We start from the raw sequence: 25,521 nt of genomic DNA, 5'->3' as shown, positions 1-25,521 counted from the left end.
TTACTACATGAGGTCGGCATGGCACGTAAAGTATTCTACATTTCTGATGGAACAGCAATCACGGCCGAAGTGTTTGGTCACGCAGTGCTTTCTCAATTTCCATTGGAATTTGATTCACTTACCATTCCTTTTGTGGAAAATACCGTTAAAGCAGAAGCCGTTAAAAAACAGATTAATGATAGTTTTATTACAACAGGGGAACGGCCTCTGGTGTTTCATTCCATCGTCAAACCGGAAATTCGCGACATCATTTATTCCAGTGAGGGCCTGGACTACGACTTCCTCAACACTTTCGTCGCCCCCTTGGAGCAACAATTAGGGGTCACCGCCAGCCCTTCACTGCATCGAACCCATGGAATGGCCAAAGCGGGTTATGATGCGCGTATCGACGCCATCAACTTTGCCATGGATAACGACGATGGCCAGACCATGAAGCATATGGACAAGGCCGACATTATCCTGCTGGGGGTTTCCCGCTGCGGCAAGACGCCATCCAGCCTCTATCTGTCGATGCAGTTCGGCATCAAGGCCGCCAACTACCCCTTTATTCAAGACGACATGGACAACCTCAAGCTGCCTGAAGTGCTAAAACGCAACAAATCCAAACTGTTTGGCCTGACCATTGAACCTGTACGCCTGCATGAGATACGTCAGAGCCGGATGGAAAACAGCCGCTATTCCTCTTTGCGCCAATGCCGCCTCGAAGTGAAAGAGGTGGAGATGATGTTTAAGAAAGAACGCATCCCTTATATAGACACCACCAACCAATCGGTCGAGGAAATTGCCACCAAGATCCTCGACGCCACAGGTCTTGAGCGCCATATGTTCTAAAAAACGCCCTAGCGGCAGACAAATGCTGCTCGAGTTGAAACTGAGTTACATATTGGCATTTTCTGGCTAACTACTTGTTACCACGGTGCGAATCCTGAATGATTCAAGTGGGTCTTGACACTTTTTCAAGGCCCACTTGGGCAATTATCGGACAATTGCCACTTTGCAGCTCGGCTCGATTGGTTATAATCCGACACAAGATAAGCGCAAAGCGCTCAAGAAATTTCCCCCGGTATCATGAATGACCATTAAAACAGACGAATTACGCACCTCTCTCTTATGTAAAGTGATCTCACCTGCCCAACTCGCATCTGAGTATCCATTGACTCAGGAAGCCGCAGATTACCTGATTGAACAGCGCCGCGAAGTCGAAGCCATTATTCAGGGTGACGATCCGCGTTTGTTGGTCATCATAGGCCCTTGCTCCATCCATGACACAGAAGCAGCACTTGAGTATGCCGGCCGCCTGGCCAAACTGCACCATGAACTCAAGGACGATCTGTGCATTCTAATGCGGGTCTATTTTGAAAAACCACGCACCATAGTCGGCTGGAAAGGCCTGATTTCCGATCCTGACTTGGACGGCAGCTTCAGCCCCAATAAAGGTCTACGCCTGGCCCGTAAGTTGCTGCAGCAGATCACCGAACTGAAACTGCCTATCGCCACCGAATTTTTGGATATGGTGAACGGCCAGTATATTGCCGATCTCATCACCTGGGGCGCCATCGGAGCCCGCACCACAGAAAGCCAAATTCACCGTGAAATGGCCTCGGCGCTCTCCTGCCCTGTAGGCTTCAAGAATGGTACCGACGGCAACATCAATATTGCCGTCGATGCAGTGCGCGCCGCCAGAGAACCGCATATCTTCTACTCTCCGGACAAGGACGGCTCACTGGCGGTCTATCGCACCCATGGTAATCCCTATGGGCATATCATTCTGCGCGGCGGTAAAACCCCCAACTACAGCGAGCAAGATGTAGCCAAAGCCAGAGAGCAGATGGATTCGGTTGGGATCCATTCCGGCATAGTGGTCGACTTCAGCCATGGCAATAGCCAGAAGCAGCACAAGAAGCAGTTGGAAGTCGCCGAAGATATTATGGCGCAGCTGCGCAGCGGCTCCACCGCCATTGCCGGTATTATGGCCGAGAGCTTTATTGTGGAAGGCAATCAGAAAGTTATTGCAGGTGAGCCCCTCACTTACGGCAAGAGCATCACGGATGCCTGTCTCCATTGGGAAGACTCGGAAAAACTGCTCAGAGATCTGGCCGCTGCCGCCAAGGAAAGACGTCGCCTGCTGGGCAAGTAAGCCCCCCAGATACAGGCCACTGAAATGGAATCGCCCCGCTATCTCCATGCTGGAGATGCCGGGGCTTTTTCATGCCCGGATACTTTCGAACATCCAATATTTTTCATGCAGGGCTTTCTGGCCCAGGCTGTCAATCCGCCTTTGGTCGAACTATAATACCGCCCCTGATTTTCCAGCATAACCAGAGGTTGCCGTATGCCAGAAACGACACAGAGCCAATATGAAGTGGCCGTAGCACGCCGAATTGAACAAGCCGAGGCTCGGGTGATCAAGGCGGTTTTCCCGTCCATTACCAATCATCACAACACACTGTTTGGCGGTGAAGCCCTCGCCTGGATGGATGAAACCGCTTTTATTGCCGCCACCCGCTTTTGTCGCAAGACACTGGTCACCGTCAGCTCTGACAGAATCGATTTCAAAAAGCCTATCCCCGCCGGCAGCTTGGCAGAATTGATCGCCCGAGTGATCCATGTGGGCAACACCTCGATGAAAGTCGAAGTGAACATTTTTGTAGAAGATATGTATCAGGATAAGCGCGAGCACGCTATCCGCGGTGTCTTCACCTTCGTGGCCGTCGATGAAGACAGAAAGCCGACCCAGATCTGGAGCGATGATCTAGCCAACTAGGCCCTGTTCGCTTATTTCGCATAATCCGAGCCTGTTTCTGGCTAAAGGCTATGTAAGTTTTATCCGGCAATCCTGTTTGCCGCTGAAAAGGCTTTTATTGACTGTCGTTCTCGACTAAAGTCTAAAAGCGACAGTAACAAAAAGTCACTTAAAGCCTGATAAAGCAATAGGATTATTTGTCACTTTTCTGTTACATTGACCCTTCTTCAGCGTGCAGAGCCATAACCATAACAAGCCATGAAGCCAGAAAACTTAAATATTATCATCGCCGATGATCACCCATTATTTCGCAATGCCCTGCGCCAGGCGCTTAACAGCGGCTTTTCCAACACTCGCTGGTTTGAGGCCGACAGTGCCGATGGGCTGCAAAAGCTGCTTGAGCAAACTCACCAGGACTATGATCTGGTGCTGCTGGATCTGCAGATGCCAGGCTCCCATGGCTACTCCACCCTTATCCATCTACGTGCTCACTTTCCCGAACTGCCAGTAATAGTGATTTCAGCCCATGAAGATGCCGCCACTATCAGCCGTGCCCTGCACTACGGCGGCGCCGGCTTTATTCCCAAGTCAGCCTCAATGGAAACCTTTATCGACGCAATCACCGCGGTAATGTTCGGCGATATCTGGCTGCCTCAAGACATAGAGTTGGTTGAAATTGATGATGAAAATGATACCGATAAGGTCGCCGGCAAGCTCTCTGAGCTGACGCCGCAGCAATACAAGGTGTTGCAGATGTTTGCCGAAGGCCTGCTCAACAAGCAGATAGCCTACGACCTGGGCGTATCCGAGGCGACCATCAAGGCCCACGCCACCGCTATCTTCCGAAAGCTAGGGGTTCGTAACCGCACCCAGGCCGTGATAGCGCTGCAGCAACTGGGAATGGAAAAGGTCGAGATCAACTGATCTCGTTTCCCAAAGATTTTCAGTCCTCCTTGGCAGCACATTTGCCAAGATAGATGATTTCCGGCGCGCTCGGGCACAACACCTCAACACACTCATCGCCGGTGCAGATAAGATGTGACCAACCGTCACTGTGCCCATGGAAGAAACTGATTGGGCTCTCCCGCGACCAGGCGTGATCTTTAATCAGGCGGCTGTTGTAACCCTGTTCGTCCTCAAGCTCGCTCAGCGCCTGCCAAAGCTCCAGCAACCCATGTTCATCCAACATACGAAACGCAGTGACCGAATGATAATGCAGCCGATAGCGCCCTTCACTCGGTAAATGAAACAGCTCCAGGCTGAGATCGCCCCCGGGATGGGGCGTATTTTTGATTTGATAACGTTTGCCGCCGGGAAGCTGCAACATGAAATCACCGCCCCAGAAGAGCCCAGTGATATAGAGATCCCCCAGCTCGAAGGGTGTCTGCCATCTGCCTATTTTCATGCTCCCTCCCATTAACCCCTGCGCTCGTTAATCCCCCTCAGACAAAAGTGGGGTAAACCAGAAAGTACTCAACAAGCGGATACCGGGCAATGGCCGCTATAACCCATAAAAAAGCGCCGCCGGGGCAAACCCTCGGCGGCGCTGCATTTGAGAGGCTCAGCGTTTACAAGCCCAGATGGCCGGCATGAAACTTAAGCTGCTCGTCGATAAATGAGGCGATAAAATAGTAGCTGTGATCATAGCCGGGGTGGCTGTGAAAACTCAGCGCAATTCCAGCGTCAGTGGCGGCGGCCTGCAAGGCCTGTGGCAGTAACTGCTCGGCCAGAAACAGATCACTCTCGCCCTGATCGACCCGCATCGGCAGCCCTTTGGCACCACTTTTTATCAGCTCTACCGTGTCATAGGCCTTCCAAGCCTCCCTGTCACTGCCAAGATAAGCGGCAAACGCCTTCTGGCCCCAGGGGCACTGGCTAGGATGACTGATGGGGGCAAAGGCGCTGGCGCTGAGATAACGGCCCGGATTTTTAAGGGCTATCATCAACGCGCCGTGGCCGCCCATTGAGTGACCGGCAATAGCGCGCTTATCCGATACCGGAAAGTGCTGCTCTATCAAGGCCGGCAACTCATCTACCACATAGTCATACATACGATAGTGATTGCTCCAGGGAGCCTGGGTCGCATTGACATAAAAACCGGCCCCCAACCCCAGATCGTAAGCAGCATCTTCGGCATCGGCCACACCTTCTCCGCGCGGACTGGTATCCGGGCAAACTATCGCCAGCCCCAGCTGAGACGCGAGGCGCTGGGCCCCGGCCTTTTGCATAAAGTTCTCATCCGTACAGGTCAGCCCGGAGAGCCAATACAGCACAGGTACCTTTTGGCTATTAGCCTGCTCCGGCAGATAGATGGCGAAACGCATCTCGCAGTTCAGACTGCTGGAGTGATGACGGTACTGCTTGTGCCAGCCTCCAAACGACCTGTTGTTACTGATATTTTCCATCAGAAGGTCCTCAGAAGTGGATCACGCTGCGTATACTCTTGCCTTCATGCATCAGCTCAAAGGCTTCATTGATATCTTCAAGCCCCATGGTGTGGGTGATAAAGTCATCCAACTTGAACTTACCGGCCAGATAATCTTCCACTATGCCTGGCAACTGTGAGCGTCCTTTGACACCACCGAAAGCCGAACCTTTCCATACCCGGCCGGTCACCAGTTGGAAAGGTCTGGTGGAGATCTCTTGCCCGGCACCGGCAACCCCAATGATCACTGACTCGCCCCAACCCTTGTGGCAACACTCGAGCGCCGAACGCATCACATCCACATTACCGATGCACTCAAACGAGTAATCGACGCCGCCATCGGTCAAATCCACAATCACCTGCTGAATAGGCTTGTCATAGTCCTTGGGGTTGATGCACTCGGTCGCCCCCAGCTTCTTCGCCAGTTCAAACTTGGACTCATTGACATCTATGCCTATGATGCGACCGGCCTTGGCCATCACAGCGCCAATCACCGCCGATAACCCTATGCCGCCGAGCCCGAAGATGGCTACAGTGGCGCCCTCTTCCACCTTGGCAGTGTTCATTACAGCGCCCATGCCGGTAGTGACACCGCAGCCCAGAAGGCAGATCTCTTCCAGCGGCGCCGACTTGTTGACCTTGGCCAGGGAGATCTCAGGCAATACCGTATATTCAGAGAAAGTCGAGCAGCCCATGTAGTGGAAAATCGGCTTGCCGTCTTTGAAGAAACGGGTGGTACCATCCGGCATCAGGCCCTTGCCCTGGGTCTCACGGATCTTCTGACACAGATTGGTCTTGCCCGAGCGGCAGAACTTACACTCACCGCATTCAGGCGTGTAAAGAGGAATAACATGATCGCCCACCGCCACACTGGTGACGCCTTCGCCGACCATCTCCACTATGCCGCCGCCCTCATGGCCGAGAATGGCCGGAAACACGCCTTCAGGGTCGTCGCCGCTCAAAGTAAAAGCATCGGTATGGCACACACCACTGGCAACAATGCGCACCAACACCTCACCGGCCTTGGGCAACATCACATCCACCTCTTCCATCTTCAACGGCTCACCTGCAGCCCAGGCTACGGCGGCGCGGGACTTGATAAATTTGTCTGTCATTGTCGCTTCCTTCTGTTGTGATTGATTCGGTATCGAACCTCTTGGCTCATAAACCGGATGCCAACATTGTATTTATTCCAAAATAAAAGATAATCAGCCAAATATACAAATCACTTTTACTGAGAAGTAATAATGAACCACTGGGAAGGGATCAGCGAATTTATCGCCGTGGCCGAGAGCCAGAGCTTTACCCGCGCCGCCGAGCGACTCAACTTGTCTGTGGCGCAGATAAGCCGCCAAATCGCCGCGCTGGAGAAACGCCTGGCGAGCAAACTCTTCTATCGCACTACCCGCAAGGTGTCGCTCAGTGAAGAGGGTCAGCTTTATTATCGCCACTGCCGCTTGCTGCAAGATGGTATAGAAGAAGCCGAACGCGCCCTTGGCAGTTTGAAACAAACCCCGCAGGGCTTGCTGCGGGTGACGGCGCCTGTCACTTACGGCGAGCAGTTTATTCTGCCGCTGCTGAATGACTTTCTCTGCCTGCACCCCAAGCTGGATCTGCAACTGGATCTCAACAACAAGACACTGGATCTGATTGATGGCGGTTATGATTTGGCGATTCGGCTGGGTAAGCTGGCGGATTCCAGCTTGATGGCGCGGCGTCTTGGCAGTCGCCGCAATTATGTCTGTGCCAGCCCTGAGTATCTGGCCAACCACGGCGTGCCCCACACTCTGGGCGAGCTGCACCGGCATCAATGTTTGCTGGGTAACCATCCTTACTGGCGTTTTATCGAGCAGGGTCAGGAACGTCAATGGCGTTTGAGTGGCCGCTTGGTGTGTAATTCTGGCCCTGGGCTATTGGATGCTGCCCGCAAAGGGCTCGGGCTGGTGCAACTGCCCGATTATTATGTCGGCGAGGATCTCGCCAGCGGTGCCCTAGTATCAGTGCTCGAGGCTTACCAGGCGGCGCCGGAGGGGATTTGGGCCTTATACCCACAGAACCGCCATCTGTCGCCCAAGGTCAGCCTGCTCTTGGACTTTCTGCAGCAGGCGCTGCCGGAGGCGCCGGATCTGGCCGACTCTTGAGTGGATGCCCAGTCTTGAAGGAGCGTTAAGACTTGAATGGATGACAGGTCTTGAGCTGCAGCCAAATCTTAAATAGAAAACGAATTCTGCGTAGGCTCTGAATCCTGCATAGCCGCGAAACTTGCGTGCCACTATGTTTTCGAATCGCTGAACTTTCGAATCGCTGAGCTTTCAAGTTTCCAGGCTTTTGATTCTCTGAGCGAACTATGGCTTGGCAGGCTTAGCCCTGACGCGTCTTAGCGCGCTGCCAGTGCAGCAGATATTTATCCAGCTCATTAGCAAAGGCCTGTCTATCTGCCTGGCTCAACTTGGGACTGCCGCCGGTATCTATACCGCTGGCACGCAGGGTATCGAGAAAATCCCGCATATTGAGGCGGGCACGCACATTGTCGCGATTCAGCAGCTCACCACGGCTATTGAGCGCCTTGGCGCCCTTGTCTATCACTTCGGCCGCCAGCGGAATATCATTACTAATCACCAAATCACCGGCCTGACACAGGCGCACGATTTCGTTATCGGCCACATCAAACCCCTTGGGCACCTGTAAGGTTTTGACACTGGCTGCGCCTGTGATCCTGAGTGCCTGATTGGCGACAAAAGTGATATTGATGCCGGTACGCGCTGCCGCCCGCACCAACATCTCGCGGACCACAACCGGGCAGGCATCGGCATCAACCCAGATTTGCGCCGGACAAGAGGCCTGATAAGGATTATTCTGCTGCACTGACACTCCTTCTATGACAGCAAGGCATTTCATCAAGACAGACCCCCATATTGATATCTGACTTAGCCTTGCACCGAAATTAGGTGGGTCATTTTATACTATTCCGGCTAAAAGTTTGATCTTTCAAGAACGCGAGTGAAAGCGATATATGTAAGATGAATTGCGTTAACGTGAGACTCATTCACAAGTAACCCCCATTCCCGCCCCGCACTGTAAATTCAATTGCGAACCATTTTTATTTGCAATTAAAATATAGCCTCATTCTGGAGGCAAAATAATATGGAAACGTCCCCGCTGTTGTTGCGCTGTAACCAACTGCTTTGGTGTGAGGGATTGGTCTTGCTGGCAATCATGCTGGTATTGGCCAGTTTTGGGCTGGATGCCCGGCTGTTGATCCTGCTGTTGGCACCAGCCTTGGTGCTGTCTTTAGCCTTGGGATACCAACCCGGCAAGAAGACACTCAGCCTGGTGTTCGCCTGCTGGATCCCTGTCTGGTGCCTCATTTAACCCCTGATTTTTATAGGAGAATGTTATGCCCAAATCCACGGCTCGGATGAGCCTTGTTGCCGCTGCTGTCTGCAGTCAATTGCTGCTGATGGGAGCCGCCTTGGCCGAAGAAGCCCAGATGGAGCGTATGGTAGTCAGTGCCAACCGTACCCCGACCCAGATAAGTGAGCTCTCCGGCACAGTTTGGTTAATTGATGAAAACAGCATCCGTGAGCAGATAAACAGCGGCAAAGGCGTGAAAGAGATGCTGGCCGCCCTGGTTCCCTCCATGGACGTATCCAGCCAGGGCCGGACCAACTTTGGTCAGAACATGCGCGGCCGTGCCATGGTGGTGCTGATAGACGGCGTATCCATGAACACCTCCAGGGGGATCAGCCGCCAGCTGGACAGCATAGATCCCTTTAACATCGCCCGCATTGAAGTCTTGGCCGGCGCCTCGGCCCTCTATGGCGGCGGTGCTTTGGGCGGCGCTATCAATATAGTGACCAAAAAAGCCGCCGACAGCCTGGATACCTTTGAAGCCGAGGCAGGTTTCAAATCGGGTTTTAACGGCAGTGATGACTTGGATTACCGCACTGCCTTTGCCGTGGCCGGTGGCAGCGATACCCTCAAGGGACGTTTCAGTGCCGCCTGGCAGGAAAATGGCCAGTGGTTCGACGGCAGCGGCGATCAGGTGATGCCGGATATCACCCAAACCGGCATGCAGTACACCCAAGGTTATGATCTGATGGCCAACCTGGATTGGAGCCTGCCAAACAATGCCACCCTCAGTGCCCTGGTGCAGTTTTACAACAATGAGTCCGATGGCGACCACGGCCTCTATATGGGGGAAAACTTCAGCGGCGTCACCTCAGATGCTTCCCAGCTTGAAAGCCGCAAGGGATTGAATGCCGATCGCAGTCCCAAAACCGATCGTACCTTACTGAACCTCAGCTATACCCAGGCTGACTTTCTCGGCCAAACCTTGTACCTGCAAGGCTTTTACCGCAAGGAAGATCTCGACTTTCACCCCTTCCCTTATGTCAGTGAAACCCTCGGGGTTTACAACTTCTCGGCCTCATCACAAAACACCGGCATTTATGGCCTGAAAGCCGTGTTGGAATCCAGACCCAGCGACAGCCTCAAACTCACCTGGGGCATCGACTGGGACAAGGAGAGCTTCGACTCGGATCAGATGAGTTTTGATCTCGACGCCGCCAACCAGAGTGGCGGTTTGACCATGAAGGAGCTGTTCACCACAGGCCGATATGTCGACTTCAGTGTCGAGTCCATCGCAGCCTTCCTGCAGGGCAGCTGGGATATCAACGACTATCTGGTGCTCAACGCAGGTTATCGTTATCAGCAGATGGACAACAGTGTCGATGACTTTATCGGCTATAACCAACAGGTGGCGATTGCCCAGGGTAAGGCGCCGGGCGCCGATATTATCAAGGGCGGCAGCACAGACTACCATGTCGGCCTGGTTAACCTGGGCTTGGTGGCTAAACTGAGCCGGGATCAACAACTGTGGCTCGCCTACTCGCAAGGCTTTGAGCTGCCGGATCTGTCCAAATACTATGGTCGCGGCAGCTATCAGGCCGATGCCGATGGTTATCTGCAACTGACCAACAGCATCAATATCAATGATTCCCGCCTTGATGGCATCAAGACAGACTCCTTTGAACTGGGCTGGCGCTATCTGGCCGACCGTTGGCAGGCCCAGGCCAGTCTGTATTACGCCATCTCGGATAAGGTGATTGAGGTCAATCGCAGCGATCTGACCATAGAAGTCAAGGACAAGGATAAACGCACCTATGGCCTGGAAGCTCAGCTGAACTTCGATATCAGCAGTGCCTGGCAGGTGGGCAGCAACCTGCATCTGGTTCGCAGTGAAATCAAAAATGGCTCCGACTGGATTGATGAGACAGTCACCTATGCTTCACCTTCCAAAGCCACGGCCTTTATCGCCTGGCACGGTGACAGCCAGCAGTTAAGATTGCAGGCCGAGCACAGCTTCAGCGCCGACTCTGACTATCGCTTCAAGGCAAATGATGGCCAGAGAAGTGAGTTAGGCAGCTATACCACTTTGGATCTGCTCGGCTCCATCGAACTGGCGGTCGGCAACCTGAGCTATGGCATCGAAAACCTGCTTGATAAGGACTACAGCACCCTTTGGGGCCAGCGAGCCGCTTACTTCTACAGCCCGACTTACGGCCCGGAGAAGATGTTTGACTATCACGGCCGTGGCCGCACTTTTGCCATCAATTACCACCTGAGCTGGTAAATAGCCTCAAAAAGCGTCGCCCCTGCGGCGCTTTTTCTCTTTTGCGCTTGTCAGCTCAGCTCTGATCCCTTAGTTTGTGGCGGCCAATTTATTTACAGGGAAGTGTCATGCTACTTTTAATCGCGGCGATTATGATTATCCTGCTGCGCCGTCTGCTCAAGGCCGATGAGCCCTTTCTGGGCTATGAATGGCTCGCGATTGTCACCTTGGCTATTTATCTGCTCTGTTACTTCTACCTGCCGCCATTTGCACCGGCAAGCAACCAGAGAATGGGGTTACTGTACGAGATGATCCCAAGCTTCAGCCTGGGCGCCATCCTCTTTCCCGAACTGGGTTCACGCTACCCTGAAAAAGTGGTTTGTGTTTTGGGCGGTCTTGGACTGCTGACCTCTGCTGTGATATTAGCAATATTTAAACTGAGCGTTTGGTAGGTTCAGCCCGGGGATTAAACCGTAACCTCTGGTTGAATGGCTGAGAAACAGAAAGTAACGAAGAAAATGTGAGCGACGGCTTAAGGCGTTTGCAGTGCCTCGCTCACCTTGAGCAAAATGAAACCGGCTCTCTTCGCAACCGACCATCTGGGCACTTCAATTAACTCATCACCGAAAGCCTCATGGGCTTTTTGCATCTCATGATAACTCGCCACCGTCTCACTGAAGTCCTGCTTACGTTCTATATCATTGGCTTTAAATGGCTTACCAGGGCGGAAAGATAAATACCCTGGGGTGATAAACGAACTCAGGGCAATGACTCGGTAAACTCCCGGGAATGGATTATTGCGCCAGCAGGCTTTAAGCATAGAAATCCAGCATTCTGGGGGCAAAAAAGATAATGCCGACATATCAAGAACTATTAGATGCCGCGTCATTTATAAGGGTTAATCTTGGCTTTACACCTGGTTTTGATAGTCGGCTTCCATAAGGCGAACAAAATCTTCCATCTCTTGCCCCGGGGTGATAGGAAAACGCTCCGGCAGCTGTGACAGATTAACAATACGGTCCACCCGAAAGGAGCGAAAATCTTCTCTCAGTTCGCACCAGGCCAGCAAAGTCCAGGTGCCGCGCCAAAAGTAGATCGCCAGCGGCCTTATCTTGCGCTGACTGGCACTGCCTTTGACATCCTGATAGTCGAGCAGCACAAAATGGCGTAGCCTGGCGGCAATACGTAACGGATCCAGGTAGACAAAATCTTGTTGATCAAGGTAGAAATCCGGTGAAAACATCAAACTCTGCAACGCACGTAAACGCTCCGGCACCACAGCTTCTACCTTGATAAGCGCCTGTTTGGCTGCCTTGCCAAGTTCATTACCGCCCCAGGTCTGCACCATACGGATCCCCAGTTGGATCGCTTCCAGTTCAGCCTCGTTGAACATCAAGGGTGGTACACTCACCTCCTGACGCAACAGATAGCCCAGTCCCGCCTCCCCTTCGATGGGGATCCCGCTGAGACAGAGATCCTGAATATCCCGATAGATGGTTCTGACCGACACTTCCAAGCGCTCAGCCAATACGGCCGCCGTGGTCAAGCGGCGATGACGCAGTATCTGCACTATCTGAAACAAACGATCAGCACGGCGCATGACTTATATCATTCCTTATAAATGTTTGATTTACCACCGAAGTGCGAATTGAAAAGCTGCGCATCCGACACTGGCCTATGTCGATGTAGCCAGACAAAACTTCCATTGCCCTATTTGCCTCGCCATCTTTTCATCCTCGCAGAATAAGTAAACTTCGATGCAAAGTGGGGTGACGCCATACAAAGACCGACAATGCGTCGGTCCCGATAAGGATAATTGCGCTGAGCTTACAGCTGCATGGCCCACAAGCCAAGTCGGTTGCCTTCAGAGTCGGCTATTTGAGCGCAATAACCACATTCACCTTCCTTGATAGCCATGGGCGGCAACAGGATCTGCACCCCTTGCGCTTCCAGTTTGCCTATTGTGGTACCCAAACTGTCACCCAGATTGAGATAAACCACTGAGGCCGTCAATGAAGGTGCCATCTGTGGGTGTTTGATCAAACCTAAACACGCACTATCGCTACTGGTACTGCTGACACTGACATACTCGCAATCAGGCATAGGATCTTCGTTGCAATGCAGCCCCAAAACCTCTTGATAAAAATGCTTGGCACGGGCCATATCGGCAACCGGGATCTCACTCCAGACCAAAGGAATTTCTGTTGACATTTTCTCTTCTCCATCTTGATTCAATTATCACAGGAGGCTCATCCTCCAGCGCCCTTACACACTTGGCTATCGGGGCAACAGCAAGTATGCACCTGTGCTGCTGACAACCTGTTGTCAGTAGTTTGATCTGAAGATACGAGTAAACTTTTATGTAGCTATCGACTGAGGTTGTCTTCCCCCACAATATGGCGCTTGTCAGTGCGTTCATCATATTTCTGAGCTTAAATCATGCTTTGACTCCTGATGAAGTTATCTCCCAGATACGAATTAAACACTGAACGACAATCAAACTTCACATAAAAAAAATCCGATGACTCATCGTCATCGGATTTTTTAGTGCTTTGCGAAATCATTTGCCATGACTTGGCGACTTCAAGTGCTGCGTCTGCTCATGGCGAAACTTGCACCAAATAACGTTTCAACCGCCACAACCTTGCAAGACTGCTGGGTTTGTTACCAAAATACTGGCACCATCTTTACCGGCAGAAGAGGCAAAAATAGACACCTGAGACTGCATTTCTGCTGTCGCCTGAGCCGCCATGCCATCAGTCACGCCCGGAACTTCAGATGGGTCGATGAGCGAGCTGTGGTGCCCCTTGGCAAAGCGTACGGCGCCGCCACCAGCGCTGGTCTGATCGACGCAGTTAAGCCCCAGAGTCGCAATCAAAGGCTCAGTGCCGGACAGCGGGAAGCCCGCGACAGTACCAGGCAGAACCTGATCGCCCTTGTTACCAGCGCCATCACCGACGATTTCCACCAGATGAACCGGCAAACCCGTGGCCTTGAGCATGGCAGTCTGGTTGATAGGATCGGCTGACTCTATCCCGGTTTGCACCGCAAAGGCAAAGGTAGGGATAAATTCGGCGTATACCTCCTGAACCAGAGCTTCATATTCGGCCGAGCCCGGCTGATATCCTTGCTTATTGGCCGCATTAACCAAGGCCTTGAAGGTATCGGAAGCCGTCACATTGGCAAACAACAAAGGTGCAAAGGTGGCAGAACCGGCGAAAGAGCCCGCCAGGCCGCCGCTCGGCGCCACCAAAGATGCGCCCTTGATGCCATAGTAGTTAGGCAAGGCTGTGCCGGATGCAGGGTCTTTCAAACCTGTGCTGGCATAGGTCGCGAAGTTGGTGCCGACAATGGCGCCAAGGCTAAGCCCCTGAGCGGTTATCTGGTTATTGTCAAAAACCTGAGGCGCGCCCATTTCGATCAGTTGCGCCGACATACCTGTTATCGCGACTCTAAGCGCCAGATGATCCATGGTCGCCTGGCGGAAGTTATCCCTTACCGACAGCGTGCTTTCTATATTGACAAATACCAGCGGATTGCCATTTTGGAAGGCATCCGGCTTACCGACAACCTTGCCATAGGCCGCACCTGAGGCCGAGACTTCATAGATGCCGTCACCATTGGCATCAAATGAACGGGCACCGTGCAGCGGCATATCTATGGCCACCGTAGCCACACCGGCTGCGGCATAACTGCCGGCATAAGCCAGCGACATCTCTTTGCCGCCACCCAAACCATGCAGCGCTATCGTGGTGGGCCAGCCACTGGTTGGTGGCGTAAAAGGCAAGCCCTGGCTGGCATAAAACGCCGCAAGCTTAGTGGCGTTGGGCATGGAGATAAGCACAGGCACAGTTTCGTAGTTGCGAATAGCCGGAATAGGATTAAAACGGGTTAGGTGCTTAGTCTTATCGACTGCACTGCCATCATCCAGCTTCCACGCTTTGCCGGCCAACAAGGAAGGATTGGCCAGTGCTGCGGCGGGATCTATATTGTACGCCATCGCCTGGGCGGCAAACTTCTCCTGGCTCAGAGTGCCGGCCTGCAACGCCAGCAACACAGATACCGGGCTGTCGCCCTGGGCTTGCCAGTAACCGTTAATGCCATCACAGCTCGCCGATGAACAAGTACCGTAAACCGGCACTTCAATGGCCGCAGTGTAGACATCGGCCAAATCCGCCAACGCATAGGCTATGCCATCAGCAGGGCTGAGCCCAGCCGCCATCGCCACTGTATAACCGGCGGGAGTCGGAGTTTGCAGCCACTTGGGTGCATAGGGTGAGCCGGGTTGCAACATCAGCAGCTTGGTCGTTTCATAAACATCGGCCACCGACTGGGTGGTAAACAGGCCTGAATAGGTAATGCTTTCCTTGTCAACGCCGTGAGCCGATGCCATGCCCTTCTCATAACTGTTTACCAGAGTTTGCAGCATCAATTGATCGGCGGTTTCCAGCGGCGCTGTGTCGATATCCAGTTTCAACAAACCATAGGTATAGGAAGGCGCTATCGGGCGCCCAGCCGAATCCATGATGAGTTTAGTGGTGGCGTAAATATAGGACTGAGCGGGCTTAAGCGGCTTCAGTGGAACAATAACTATCTTGTTGCCGGACGCTTGAGTGATGAAGTCTTCCCCCCAAACCAGCTCTTCACCCACTTCACAGGCAGAAACCGAAGGCTTGGTCTGGCACTCGGCTTTGGATGAAAGCGGGCCGCCGCTGACGGCTTCAAACATTCTCACCGCTCCCGGCTGGGCCACGGAAGATGCCAGCAGGCTCAGGGTATTGCCGCTGTTGTCTTTGGAAGGTTCAATATCTATGGTTATCGGCTGGGTAGTTGACCAACCATCCAGCGCACCCAGCGCCAACTGCGGATTGGTATAGTCACCGGAGGCTTCCCCGGGAATATTCAAGGTACCGTCTGTGGTGCCATTGAGCAGTAAGTCGTTTGGCAAGGGAACTTCAGCTTTGGCAGGATCAAACACCAAATGGGACTCAGGGATGAGCGGCTCGGTCTTATCCTTAAGTTCGTTATAGCTGTCTTCACCACATGCTGTCAGTCCAAGTGCAGATGTGATTGCAACACCCAAAATGAGTCTTTTCATCTTTTTTCCCCAAATCTTGTTGTAATAATTTTGTTTTCCCCAAGAAATTGGTCACAATACCCCAGACACTGTGACCAGAGGAGCTGAAATCTGTACTCAGCCTGTCTCAAGTTAACGTAAAAATATTGAGTTAGCTACATTTTTGTCACAGTTGACCGCAACGAAAAGTAACTATGAACAGTCATTTGTTTTAAACAGATGTATACCGCTGTAGTGAGTCGAGTATTGGCGGGCTTTAGCGCGAAGAGGAAATAACTCCCCATGTTGGAATATCAAGCAGCAAAAGATCTTCTCAAGGGCAAAACGATTCTGGTAACCGGTGCCGGCGACGGCATTGGCAAAACCGCAGCCAAGACCTATGCCGCCCATGGTGCCACAGTGATCCTGCTGGGCAAAACGGTTAAGAAGCTGGAAGCCGTTTACGATGAAATTGAAGCCGCCGGTGGCCCGACGCCAGCGATTGTGCCTCTGGATCTCAAGGGTGCCAGCGAACAAAACTACCGCGACATGGCCGAAACCATAGAGCAGCAATTCGGCAAGCTCGATGGCCTGCTGCATAATGCCAGCCTGTTGGGCGCTTTGGGGCCGTTTGAACATATTGATATTCAGTCACTGGAAGATCTGCTCAAGGTCAATGTGGTGGCCGAAGTTATGATGACCAAGGCACTGTTGCCTGTTATGCGCAAGGCCGAGCACGCCTCAATTATTTTTACCTCCAGCAGTGTTGGCCGTAAGGGCCGCGCTTACTGGGGCCCATACGCCTTCTCCAAGTTTGCTACCGAAGGCATGATGCAGGTGCTGGCTCATGAATGTGAAGGCACCCAGGTGCGCGCCAACAGTATCAATCCGGGAGCAACCCGCACCGGCATGCGCGCCAAGGCTTATCCGGCAGAGAACCCACTGGATCTCAAGACGCCAGAGCAGATAATGCCCGTTTATCTATATCTGATGGGCGACGACAGCCTGCAGGAAAACGGTCAGGCCTTTAACGCCCAGTAACATTTTCCTCAAGAATAAACGCAGTCCAATGGGCTGCGTTTTGCTATTCATACGCCATTCATACACGTTTTATAAAAGAAATAAGGAGGCAATCCATGAGTCAAGAATACCCTATAGGCACTCCAGGTACTCCCTGGGGAGAGGCCGAAAAATCCGCCTGGCGCGCCACCCAAAGCATTAAACGCAGCTACCGTGAACAGGTGCTCGACAAGATCTATGCCCTCAACATAGCTTTTGAATGCCGCCGGTACGGCGCCTTAAGTTATGACCCGGAACGTTATCCCCTGCTCGCCCTGCAGAGTAAATCACCACAGGCAAATAAGCCCTGGGTATTGGTCACTGGCGGGATCCACGGTTATGAAACCAGTGGCGTTCAAGGTGCGCTGCAGTTTCTTGAGCAGGAAGCCGAGCGCTATCAAGCGGATTTCAACCTCCTGGTCGTCCCCTGTGTCAGCCCTTGGGGATACGAAGTCATCAACCGTTGGAATCCCTTGGCTATCGATCCCAACCGCTCCTTCTTTGAACCCAGCCCGGCAGAAGAGTCTGCCGCATTGATGGCTCTGGTTGCTAGCCACGGCGCCCCTTTCCTGGCTCATATCGATCTGCATGAAACCACAGACACGGATGAAACCGAGTTTCGCCCGGCGCTGGCGGCCCGCGATGGCAAAATCATAGCTCCCGGCGAGATCCCGGACGGTTTTTATGTGGTAGATGATGAAGCCATGCCGCAACCTGAATTCCAACGAGCCATTATCCAAGCTGTTGCCAAAGTGACCCATATCGCTCCGGCCGACAAAGACGGCAAGATCATCGGCTCTCCTGTGGTCGACCACGGCGTTATCCGTTATCCGCTCAAGCAGCTTGGTTTATGTGCCTCGGTTACCAATGCCCCATACACCTGCACCACGGAAGTCTACCCCGACAGCCCGCAGGCAAGCGATGAACAGTGCAATGCCGCCCAGGTAGCTGCGGTTTGTGGCGCATTGGATTATCTAAAACGAATTCAAGGTTAGGGTTTTCGGCTCCGGTCCCCTCTTGCAGGAATGAAGTGACTCTCGCCCAAGAGTAAACCTGAAACAGCGCTGCATCTGATATTCAACCTGTCAGGTCAAATAACCCGTCAGATAGAATAACTATGACCCGGCATTTGCCGGGTCATCTGTTTCAACCGTCTATCAAACCCTCATTGAAGATAAAAGTAACCACAGGAGAGTTCTGTTTATTAACAATCTTTTATTGACTGATAATGGTTTTCATTTAAAATCACTTTCAGTTCCAGGTATCGACTTTGCTTTTTTACTCTGACTTTTCAGGCCGTCATTGAATGCTGCGATTAACCAGGTCGGCATATGACAGCGCTTTTCTGTTTTAGCAGACGATACCAATTAGATGTGGAGTGGTTTATGCCCAAGATAAGCAAGCATGTTTCCAAGATATGCCATAAGCAGGCCAATAAAGCGCTGAAAAAGACGCTGCCCGCACTCGGCAAGTCCAGCCGCAAACGCCTTGGCAAAGACTTGGTTAGCGCATTAGAGCAGCAACTGCCCACAGAACTCTCCCGGCAAAAGAAACTCAAGAAGCCACAAAAGAAACTGCTCAAGGCGGAACTAAAAAACCGTACCGGCAGTTGGATTGCCGCCAATCAACCTTCTCTTGGGCAGCTTCACAGTCTAAAACCCCAGACCGGCAGCATGAGCTTTGCGCTGCGCCCCTTTAAGAAATCCCCCTGCGGCGGCTGCCCGGCACTCAAGGGCAAACTGTGCCGCTGCGCCCTTAAGTATCAGCAGCGGCTACAGCAGGCAGGTTAACCCTTCCGCAGAACTAGATAATTGCCCGACATTACTGTCAGTCGTCGCTGATCAGATCGTCAAAACGTTTGTAGCCATGCAGGGAATCAAAGTCTTTCTCCTCCTTGGCCGCCTCACTGAGTGAGGCACTGAAACCCACAGCCAATTCCAGATCGGAAATCGCCTGCTCTTCCGAGCCCATGCGGGTAAAGGCGCAGGCCCGCTGATAAAGCGCATTGGCGTTCTTGGGATCCACTTCCAACACCCGGTTACAGATGCTCATCGCCCAGTGATACTCGCCCATTTCCATGGCGGCATCGGCCTTGTAGGTCAAGGCTTCGAGATCGCCCGGACGTATTTTGAGAATATCGTTGTAGATTTCGATTCGCTGCTCCGGCGTCTGCGAATGTTGAGCACGGATCCACAGGTTGTGTATCTCGTTGATCCGTTCAATTTCCTTGTTGTTTTCAGTAATGATCCGGCTCTTGCGTTTCAGCTCACGCTCCATCTCCTGAAACTTTTTCTCATATTGGGCGGCAATCGCCTCCAATTTCTCGTTGGCCATCTCCTGGGTCTTGTCGCGAATATCCTTGAGTGACTGCCACCCCACCAAGGCGATCAGAGACACAGCGGCGGCAATAAGATAGAAGAAGTAGGTCACGGTCACATTGGCATAGTTCATTGACTTGTCGGCCACCGCCAACTCACGGTCGGTAATATCTACCGTGACCCGTTTTTCCAGCGACTGCATATCTTGCCGTATCGACTTGAGCTCATCGAGCACATAGCGCTCCATCAAGGGTTTGTCGTAAATACTCTGCTCCGAATAAGGTTTTGGGGGCTCTTCAGCCGCCATAACCGGCAGCGCCAGGCTCAATAACACCAATATCAGTGCATGCCATAACTTCATTTTTCCTCCTGTTGCACTCAGGTTTTCTCCACACCCTAACAAATGGGTCTGGATGGGTAAAATTGGCTTATAAAAAAAGCCAGCGCCGTTAAGCGCTGGCTACTGCAAAACCAATAATTAATAAACTTAACCGAGATCCATCATCATCTTGCGGGTGCTGACCAATTGACTGAACTCACGCATCTGCTCTTTGGAGAGTTGGCTGGCCATGGGGATATCCGCCTTCATGGCATTCACCGGCCGCCCGTTGACATGAAATTCATAATGCAGATGCGGCCCGGTCAAACGCCCGGTATTACCGGAAAGCGCAATAACCTGGCCACGACTGACCCTCTGCCCCTTATGCACCAAAGGTTTGGACAGATGCAGATATCGGGTACGGTATTTGTTGCCATGTTCTATCACTATATATTTACCGGCGTATCTATGATTGGTCACCAGAGTCACCACTCCGTCACCCGGTGCTACTACCTTGGTGCCTATCGGTACGGCAAAGTCGGTGCCGTTATGGGGTGAAACCCGCCCTGTGACCGGGTGACGGCGATTGGGGTTGAATGATGAGCTGATCCTATAGCGTTTCTCCAGCGGGATCCGCTGGAAGGCCCGCGCCAAACTCCGCCCTTTCTCATCATAGAAGTTGCCATCAGTGCTCTGAAACGCAGTGATTTCATTGCGGCCGTTTTGAATGCGTAATCCCAACACCTGGCTGACACCGGTCGACTCCCCTTCTATGTACTGATCATTCATCAGCACAGAAAAGTGGTCACCGGCACGCAGATCCCGGGCAAAATTGAGCTTTTCTTTCAACAAGCTTTCAATTTTTTGAATTTCGGCGGCGCTCAGACCGACTCGCTGCGCCGAGCGATAGAAAGAACCTTGGATCTCACCGCTGACAATCCGGTTTTGCCAGACGCCTTCGATGTTGATCTCTTCAACCCCATAACCGCCATCGTCGAAGCGCTTGAACAGTACCTGATGCGCGGCGTTGAAGTAGAGTTCCAACTGGGTCAGATTGCCCTGTTCATCAAGCCAGAAACGGATCCTGTTACCCGGTTGCAGGGTATCGAGTGCCAAGATATCCAAATCGGCTTCCAACACCTTGTACATGGTCTGCAGGCCAACCCCCGCCTTTTGAAACAATACACTGAGGGTGTCACCACTTTGGATCACGCGTTCAAAGTTCGGACCGGCCAACTCAACAACCGAAGGCTCAGTACCGACTTGAGGCAGCAGAGCTTCAATATCCAGATGCAAGGGAATACGTTGTGGGGTGACTTCATGAGTCCCGGGCCAAAGCAGCGCCGCGCCCACCAATAACCCAGAGCTGAGCAGCAGCTTCTTGTGAAAGGATGGTAAGGTCTGCAAACGCATAGGGATTATACTCAACCAGGATATTCTATCTGTCTGCAACTGTTGCCTCACCGAGTTCAAACTGAAAAAACCAATAGCTGGAACCCCTATTTTCAAGGGGCCAACTGCAAACTTATATCAAAAAAAGTCCCTGAGACAAGTATTATTCGCCAAAACCCCATGATTACTGGGTGGATTTCAGATTTGACCGACAAATTTGCCCTGTTTGCATCAAGCTGTAACCAGGCGAATGCTGCTACCCAGTGCATGCTTGCTGATATCTATACGGCAGCTTATCTGCTCTTTCATCTCCGACACATGGGAAATAACCCCTATCATGCGGCCACTGGATTGCAGATCCATCAGGGTACGAACCGCCAGTTCCAGTGAGTCCTGATCCAGACTGCCAAAACCTTCATCAATAAACAGGGTATCGAGCTTGATACCACCGGCATAAGCTTGCACCACATCAGAGAGTCCCAGCGCCAGCGACAAGGCCGCCATAAAACTCTCACCGCCGCTAAGTGTCGCCACAGGGCGCACCTTGGAGCTGTATGCATCTTCCACCTCAAGCTCCAGACCTGAGGCCTTATTGCCCTTGGCCCTGTCCTCTTTGCGCAGCAAGCGGTAGCGGCCTTTGCTCATCAGCGCCAAACGGCGACTGGCCTCGAGCAGCACATCATCGAGCAAAACACTGAGCACAAAGCGCTGCAGACTCACCTTGCTATGACTGTTGCCATTGGCCACATCACTCAGAGTGCCAATAAGCGCGTATTCCTGCTCCAGCGCCTGCGTAGCTAGCGCTTCTTTATTGAGCTGGGCTTCTGTGCCTTTAAGGCTCTGCATTCGGTTGTTGAGCGTCTGCCAGGCAGACTCCGCCTCGGCGAGTTGCTGCTGCTGTTGCTGCCAGAAGCTTTCAAGCTGCCCAAGCTCAGGCAGGCTTTGTCCGGCGAGCCGCTCATCCATGGCTTTGAGCAGCGCCTGCTGCTCAAAGCGCTGCGTGCGCCAAACTTCTATCTTCTCAGCCAATGCCTGCATCTGCGCTTCATCCAGCTGCGCCTGTTCCAAAGTTTGGCGATCAGTAAATCCAGATTGCTTCAGGGCATCATCAAGCGTTTGCTGCGCTTTGATGGCAAACTGCTCGGCCCGGGCGCTGTCTTCACGGCCCGATGTCAAGGCCTGCATCAGCGCCTTATGCTGGCTGACGGCCTCGGTATACTGTTGATTGATATCTTGCTGTCGCTGTTTAAGCTGTTGCCACTCACTCTGCTTTTGCTCAAGTTGCCGCGCCATCAGTTCAAGCGCCGCCTCGGCTGCCAGAGCATGATATTCATTGGGCAGAGCAGCAAGCGCCGTGTCTTTACGGGCTCCCGCAAGACTCAACTGCTCTCTTAGCTGCTGCAACTGCTGTAATTGAGTCTCGCTGTGTTTGAGTCGCTGCTCCACTTGCTGCTCGGCCTGCTGCAATTGCTTCCTGCAGTTATTGAGGCGGGTTTGAGCCGCTTCGGCCTGTTGCAACTCATTGAGCAGCTGCCTGCGCCGGGACTCAAGCCTGTCTATTTCACTAGCGAGATCGGCTTTGACATAGGAGTCGGCATCCATAGCGGCGTCAGCCTTAACCTCTGTCGTAACACCAGTCTTAACATCAGCCGTAACACCAGTCTTAACATCAGCCGTATCACCTGTCGTAACATCCGCGGCGATAAAGGCGTGTAACTCAGCGCTCAAGCGCTGCAGCTCGAGCTGCAACTCCTCGGTTTGCCGCTTGATATGACGATAATCACTGCGGGCCGCCTCATGCCTTGCCGAGGCTTGCTGCTCGGCGTCTCTCGCCCGATTGAGCTCGGCTTCACCCGGAATATCCTGCGCCATCTCGGCCGGTGCCGGATGATCCAAGCCGCCGCATACGGGGCAAGGCTGCCCCGGCTGCAGCTTGGCCGCCAGAATAGCCGCCTGGCCTGTATGCCAAGCCAGTTGCAACCTTTGATGTTCCGTTTCGGCGCTCTGTCTTTCAGCCTTGCATTGATGACCATAGGCCTCGGCCTGCTGCAGGCCAGCTTGGGCTTGCTGCCATTTTTGCTTAATGTGCCCGAGCTGCTCCGTCTTCTCCAGGCGAGTGTTCAACGCCGCCAGAGCTTGATGCAACGGCCCTTGGCGCTCGGCGCTTGAGCACAGTTCCTTCTCCTCTGACTTAAGCTTTTGTTGTTGCTGCTGCCATTGTTCCAGCTCAGTGTGGCTCTGCTGCTCTACCCGTTCAAGGCGCCCAAGCTCCACTAGGCCAAGCTCATGCTCCTCGGTCAGTTGCTTGAGCTCATTAATAGCCGGCTGCAGCTTGTCGAGTTGTTCAAGCTCTCGTCGCAGCTTATTAGCTTGCTCATCCAACTCGGCAAGTGTTGCCTTGTCATCTGTAGCCTGTTTCAGACGCTGCTCGGCGCTCTGCAACTGCTTGGCATAGTCAGCCTCCTTGGCTTTAGCCTGCTGCCACTCCTGCTGGCGAAACTGCAACTCTTTGAGGCTTGGCAACAGCTTTTCAGCCTTGCGGGCTTTCTCCAATGTCTGCTGGTGCAGCTCGATTTCAGCGCGCCGCTGCTCAAGCGCATCAAGCTGGGTTTGTAGCAGCTTGCGGCGCTCAAACTCGGCGGTTAACGCCTTGGCGTTATCGAGCGTCTTGGCACTCTGGGCCAAGGCTTCGCTGGCTTTTTGTTTGTTACCTGTCGCCTCGGTCAAAGAGGGGGTCAGAGCGGCAATTTCCGCGGTCAACTGCTCGAGACTCTCGACACCGGCGGTTTCCAAAATCCCGGCGCGGCGTGATTGCAAGTCTCTGGCCTTTGCCTTGATTTCCAGCGCCTGCTGTTTGAGGCGCTCTTCAATGCGGCGGTAGATATGGGTTTGAAACAGCTGGCTGAAGATCTTTTCCCGCTCTTTGGAGTCTGCCAGCAAAAGCTCGCGGAACTTGCCCTGGGGCAGCACCATCACCTGGCGAAACTGATCCACATCCAGGCCGGTCAACTCTTCGATGCAGGCGTTGGCATCCGTGACCTTACTGGCCACCAGCAACTCTTCAGTGCCATCGGGCATCAGCCGCTTGAGTTCCGCCTCGCTCTTTTGCAGGGTAAAACCCTCGCCGCGGCTTTTGGCTCTTTGCTGCTCGGGGCAACGACGAATGCTGTAGCGTTTTTGCCCCAATTCAAAACTGAAATACACTTCGGTGAGCAGGCCGTCATCGGCATTATCGCAGCGCATCTGGCTGCCTTCCCGCTCGTTACCTGTGGTCTTGCCGTACAGGGCAAAACAGATGGCATCCAGAATCGTGGTCTTGCCCGCCCCTGTGGGGCCATTGATCAGAAACAGCGGCTTGTCGCCCAGCTCGGTAAAGTCGATGCGCTGACAATCGGCGAAGGGGCCGAAGGCGCGCATTTCCAAAATCAGCGGTCTCATTGTTCCTGCTCCCTGTGCAACTCTTCAATCAAACGGCTCATGGTCTGCTGCTGCGCCTCTGTCATGGCTTCACCCTGCACCTGACTGAAAAAATCGCTGAACATGTCGAGCTCACCTTTTTTGATTCTGTCGCGGCCAATCTCCTGCCCCTGCTGCCGGGACATCAGGCCCGTGCGCTCCAGATGCAGCACATTGGGATAGACGCCGCGCAGCTTGCCCATGGGATCCAGCAGCGCCTGGGTATCGAGCAGACGCACCATCAGGTAGTCCTCTCGCCCCGGATCTTTTTCGCCCTGTTGCAGCAGTTCATCGAGCAGGCCTTCAATCACCCTCACATCCCGCCTGGGTTTTAGCGGTAGCAAAGTGATTTTGGGGGTATTAGCTGCGCTCAGCTCCACCAGAGTCACGGATTTTTTCTGTTTGTGTTCACTGAAGGAATATTTCAGCGGCGAGCCCGAATAACGCACGTGCTCGGCGCCCTTGTATTGCGGGCCATGCAGATGCCCGAGTGCTGCGTAGTCAAAGCCGCAAAAGAGTGCAGGGTCGATTTTATCGGCGCCGCCGATACTCAAGGGCCGCTCGGATTCAGACTCATTGCCGCCATCGAGGAAACAGTGGGCCACCACTACCTTGGGCAGGCCTTGGCTGTCGTGCGCCTGAACCTGCTCCAGCAAGCAGGCCATCGCCTGCTGATGACTGCCGGCATCTACCTCCAGCACATGCCTTACCTGCGCCGGCTCGGCATAGGGAATGGGATAGAAACAGGCATCGCCGTCACGGCCTTTGAGGATAAGCGGCTTAACCTGCGCTTGCAGAGGGCCGCTAATATAAAGGCCGCTGGCGGCCATTTGCCGCGCCGCAAACCCCAGCCGCTCCTGGCCGTCGTGATTGCCGGCTATCATAAGCACAGGAATTTGATGCTCATTGAGCAGGGTATTGAGGAACTTATCCAGCAGGGCAACCGCGCTGGCAGGCGGGATCGAACGGTCATATATGTCACCGGCAACCATCAGGGCATCAACCTGATGCTCAGCGGCAAGTGCCACTATCTGCTCAAGCATATAAGCTTGTTCATCCAGCAGCGACTCGTTGTGCAGTTGCCGACCGATATGCCAGTCCGAGGTATGGATAAATTTCATTGGGCGCTAAGATTGCAG

23 protein-coding genes are annotated in these 25,521 nt (G+C 53.1%); 11 read left to right on the top strand and 12 right to left on the bottom strand.

The window, feature by feature from the left end; genetic code table 11:
• Nucleotides 1-18 precede the first annotated feature (18 nt).
• The 4 genes from ACMHXH_RS04660 (at nt 19) to ACMHXH_RS04645 (ending at nt 3,667) form a co-directional block, all read left to right on the top strand.
• The gene (locus ACMHXH_RS04660; protein WP_039033412.1) at nt 19-831 is read left to right on the top strand and encodes a pyruvate, water dikinase regulatory protein; all 813 of its coding nucleotides are present in this window, start codon (nt 19-21) and stop codon (nt 829-831) included.
• Nucleotides 832-1,072: 241 nt separating this feature from the next.
• Nucleotides 1,073-2,137, top strand: coding sequence for a 3-deoxy-7-phosphoheptulonate synthase (locus ACMHXH_RS04655; protein WP_039033413.1), 1,065 nt, complete (start codon nt 1,073-1,075; stop codon nt 2,135-2,137).
• 195 nt (nt 2,138-2,332) lie between these two features.
• Complete coding sequence (locus tag ACMHXH_RS04650) at nt 2,333-2,764, top strand: acyl-CoA thioesterase (protein WP_025011189.1); 432 nt, start codon at nt 2,333-2,335, stop codon at nt 2,762-2,764.
• Between the two features lie 237 nt (nt 2,765-3,001).
• Nucleotides 3,002-3,667 (top strand): response regulator transcription factor, encoded by a 666-nt coding sequence (locus ACMHXH_RS04645; RefSeq protein WP_144360812.1) that lies wholly within the window; start codon nt 3,002-3,004, stop codon nt 3,665-3,667.
• Nucleotides 3,668-3,686: 19 nt separating this feature from the next.
• Here ACMHXH_RS04645 and ACMHXH_RS04640 read toward each other — a convergent pair whose 3' ends face one another.
• The 3 genes from ACMHXH_RS04640 to ACMHXH_RS04630 all read right to left on the bottom strand — a co-directional run bounded on the left by ACMHXH_RS04640 (nt 3,687) and on the right by ACMHXH_RS04630 (nt 6,283).
• Nucleotides 3,687-4,148 (bottom strand): hypothetical protein, encoded by a 462-nt coding sequence (locus ACMHXH_RS04640; protein ID WP_215774270.1) that lies wholly within the window; start codon nt 4,146-4,148, stop codon nt 3,687-3,689.
• A 163-nt stretch (nt 4,149-4,311) separates the two neighbouring features.
• On the bottom strand, nt 4,312-5,148 hold the full coding sequence (fghA, locus tag ACMHXH_RS04635) for an S-formylglutathione hydrolase (RefSeq protein WP_162206222.1): 837 nt from the start codon (nt 5,146-5,148) through the stop codon (nt 4,312-4,314).
• A 10-nt stretch (nt 5,149-5,158) separates the two neighbouring features.
• On the bottom strand, nt 5,159-6,283 hold the full coding sequence (locus ACMHXH_RS04630) for an S-(hydroxymethyl)glutathione dehydrogenase/class III alcohol dehydrogenase (protein ID WP_028781420.1): 1,125 nt from the start codon (nt 6,281-6,283) through the stop codon (nt 5,159-5,161).
• 132 nt (nt 6,284-6,415) lie between these two features.
• Between ACMHXH_RS04630 and ACMHXH_RS04625 the strand changes: the two genes are divergently transcribed.
• Nucleotides 6,416-7,309: a LysR substrate-binding domain-containing protein gene (locus ACMHXH_RS04625; RefSeq protein WP_162206223.1), complete on the top strand. Its 894-nt coding sequence runs from the start codon at nt 6,416-6,418 to the stop codon at nt 7,307-7,309.
• Between the two features lie 220 nt (nt 7,310-7,529).
• On the opposite strand, the gene ACMHXH_RS04620 is transcribed toward ACMHXH_RS04625, so the two are convergent.
• On the bottom strand, nt 7,530-8,033 hold the full coding sequence (locus ACMHXH_RS04620) for a YaiI/YqxD family protein (RefSeq protein WP_226684014.1): 504 nt from the start codon (nt 8,031-8,033) through the stop codon (nt 7,530-7,532).
• Nucleotides 8,034-8,312: 279 nt separating this feature from the next.
• Here ACMHXH_RS04620 and ACMHXH_RS04615 point away from each other — a divergent pair, with 279 nt between their 5' ends.
• The 3 genes from ACMHXH_RS04615 to ACMHXH_RS04605 all read left to right on the top strand — a co-directional run bounded on the left by ACMHXH_RS04615 (nt 8,313) and on the right by ACMHXH_RS04605 (nt 11,234).
• Nucleotides 8,313-8,540 (top strand): hypothetical protein, encoded by a 228-nt coding sequence (locus tag ACMHXH_RS04615; protein WP_039033419.1) that lies wholly within the window; start codon nt 8,313-8,315, stop codon nt 8,538-8,540.
• Nucleotides 8,541-8,565: 25 nt separating this feature from the next.
• Entirely contained in the window at nt 8,566-10,803 is a 2,238-nt protein-coding gene (locus ACMHXH_RS04610) for a TonB-dependent receptor (RefSeq protein ID WP_144360807.1), read from the top strand.
• Nucleotides 10,804-10,910: 107 nt separating this feature from the next.
• Complete coding sequence (locus ACMHXH_RS04605; protein ID WP_144360806.1) at nt 10,911-11,234, top strand: hypothetical protein; 324 nt, start codon at nt 10,911-10,913, stop codon at nt 11,232-11,234.
• A gap of 80 nt (nt 11,235-11,314) precedes the next feature.
• On the opposite strand, the gene ACMHXH_RS04600 is transcribed toward ACMHXH_RS04605, so the two are convergent.
• The 4 genes from ACMHXH_RS04600 to ACMHXH_RS04585 all read right to left on the bottom strand — a co-directional run bounded on the left by ACMHXH_RS04600 (nt 11,315) and on the right by ACMHXH_RS04585 (nt 15,880).
• Nucleotides 11,315-11,602: a hypothetical protein gene (locus tag ACMHXH_RS04600; RefSeq protein WP_335908396.1), complete on the bottom strand. Its 288-nt coding sequence runs from the start codon at nt 11,600-11,602 to the stop codon at nt 11,315-11,317.
• A gap of 90 nt (nt 11,603-11,692) precedes the next feature.
• The gene (locus ACMHXH_RS04595) at nt 11,693-12,382 is read right to left on the bottom strand and encodes a helix-turn-helix transcriptional regulator (RefSeq protein ID WP_413737678.1); all 690 of its coding nucleotides are present in this window, start codon (nt 12,380-12,382) and stop codon (nt 11,693-11,695) included.
• Between the two features lie 227 nt (nt 12,383-12,609).
• Nucleotides 12,610-12,993, bottom strand: coding sequence for a VOC family protein (locus tag ACMHXH_RS04590; RefSeq protein WP_039033422.1), 384 nt, complete (start codon nt 12,991-12,993; stop codon nt 12,610-12,612).
• 418 nt (nt 12,994-13,411) lie between these two features.
• Nucleotides 13,412-15,880, bottom strand: coding sequence for a VolA/Pla-1 family phospholipase (locus ACMHXH_RS04585; protein ID WP_144360803.1), 2,469 nt, complete (start codon nt 15,878-15,880; stop codon nt 13,412-13,414).
• Nucleotides 15,881-16,141: 261 nt separating this feature from the next.
• Between ACMHXH_RS04585 and ACMHXH_RS04580 the strand changes: the two genes are divergently transcribed.
• From ACMHXH_RS04580 to ACMHXH_RS04570, 3 genes are all read left to right on the top strand, one after another.
• Nucleotides 16,142-16,879 carry a YciK family oxidoreductase gene (locus tag ACMHXH_RS04580; protein ID WP_039033424.1) on the top strand — a complete coding sequence of 246 codons (738 nt, stop codon included), beginning with the start codon at nt 16,142-16,144 and terminating at the stop codon, nt 16,877-16,879.
• A gap of 95 nt (nt 16,880-16,974) precedes the next feature.
• On the top strand, nt 16,975-17,892 hold the full coding sequence (locus ACMHXH_RS04575; protein ID WP_413737676.1) for a M14 family metallocarboxypeptidase: 918 nt from the start codon (nt 16,975-16,977) through the stop codon (nt 17,890-17,892).
• Nucleotides 17,893-18,282: 390 nt separating this feature from the next.
• Nucleotides 18,283-18,687: a hypothetical protein gene (locus tag ACMHXH_RS04570; protein WP_413737674.1), complete on the top strand. Its 405-nt coding sequence runs from the start codon at nt 18,283-18,285 to the stop codon at nt 18,685-18,687.
• Between the two features lie 37 nt (nt 18,688-18,724).
• Here ACMHXH_RS04570 and ACMHXH_RS04565 read toward each other — a convergent pair whose 3' ends face one another.
• The 4 genes from ACMHXH_RS04565 to ACMHXH_RS04550 form a co-directional block, all read right to left on the bottom strand.
• Nucleotides 18,725-19,576, bottom strand: a complete 852-nt coding sequence (locus ACMHXH_RS04565; protein ID WP_101096749.1) for a tetratricopeptide repeat protein — start codon at nt 19,574-19,576, stop codon at nt 18,725-18,727.
• Between the two features lie 126 nt (nt 19,577-19,702).
• Nucleotides 19,703-20,947: a peptidoglycan DD-metalloendopeptidase family protein gene (locus tag ACMHXH_RS04560; RefSeq protein WP_413737672.1), complete on the bottom strand. Its 1,245-nt coding sequence runs from the start codon at nt 20,945-20,947 to the stop codon at nt 19,703-19,705.
• Between the two features lie 210 nt (nt 20,948-21,157).
• Nucleotides 21,158-24,364: an SMC family ATPase gene (locus ACMHXH_RS04555; protein WP_335912003.1), complete on the bottom strand. Its 3,207-nt coding sequence runs from the start codon at nt 24,362-24,364 to the stop codon at nt 21,158-21,160.
• Nucleotides 24,361-25,503 (bottom strand): exonuclease SbcCD subunit D, encoded by a 1,143-nt coding sequence (locus tag ACMHXH_RS04550; protein ID WP_335912001.1) that lies wholly within the window; start codon nt 25,501-25,503, stop codon nt 24,361-24,363. The genes ACMHXH_RS04555 and ACMHXH_RS04550 overlap by 4 nt, the downstream gene beginning before the upstream one ends.
• Nucleotides 25,504-25,521: the final 18 nt, after the last annotated feature.

The organism is Shewanella sp. BJSY2023SW001 (genome assembly GCF_047314685.1).
Classification (GTDB): Bacteria; Pseudomonadota; Gammaproteobacteria; order Enterobacterales; family Shewanellaceae; genus Shewanella; species Shewanella indica.
The sequence above is the reverse complement of the archived record's forward strand: the minus strand, read 5'-3'. Positions and strand labels throughout refer to the sequence as shown.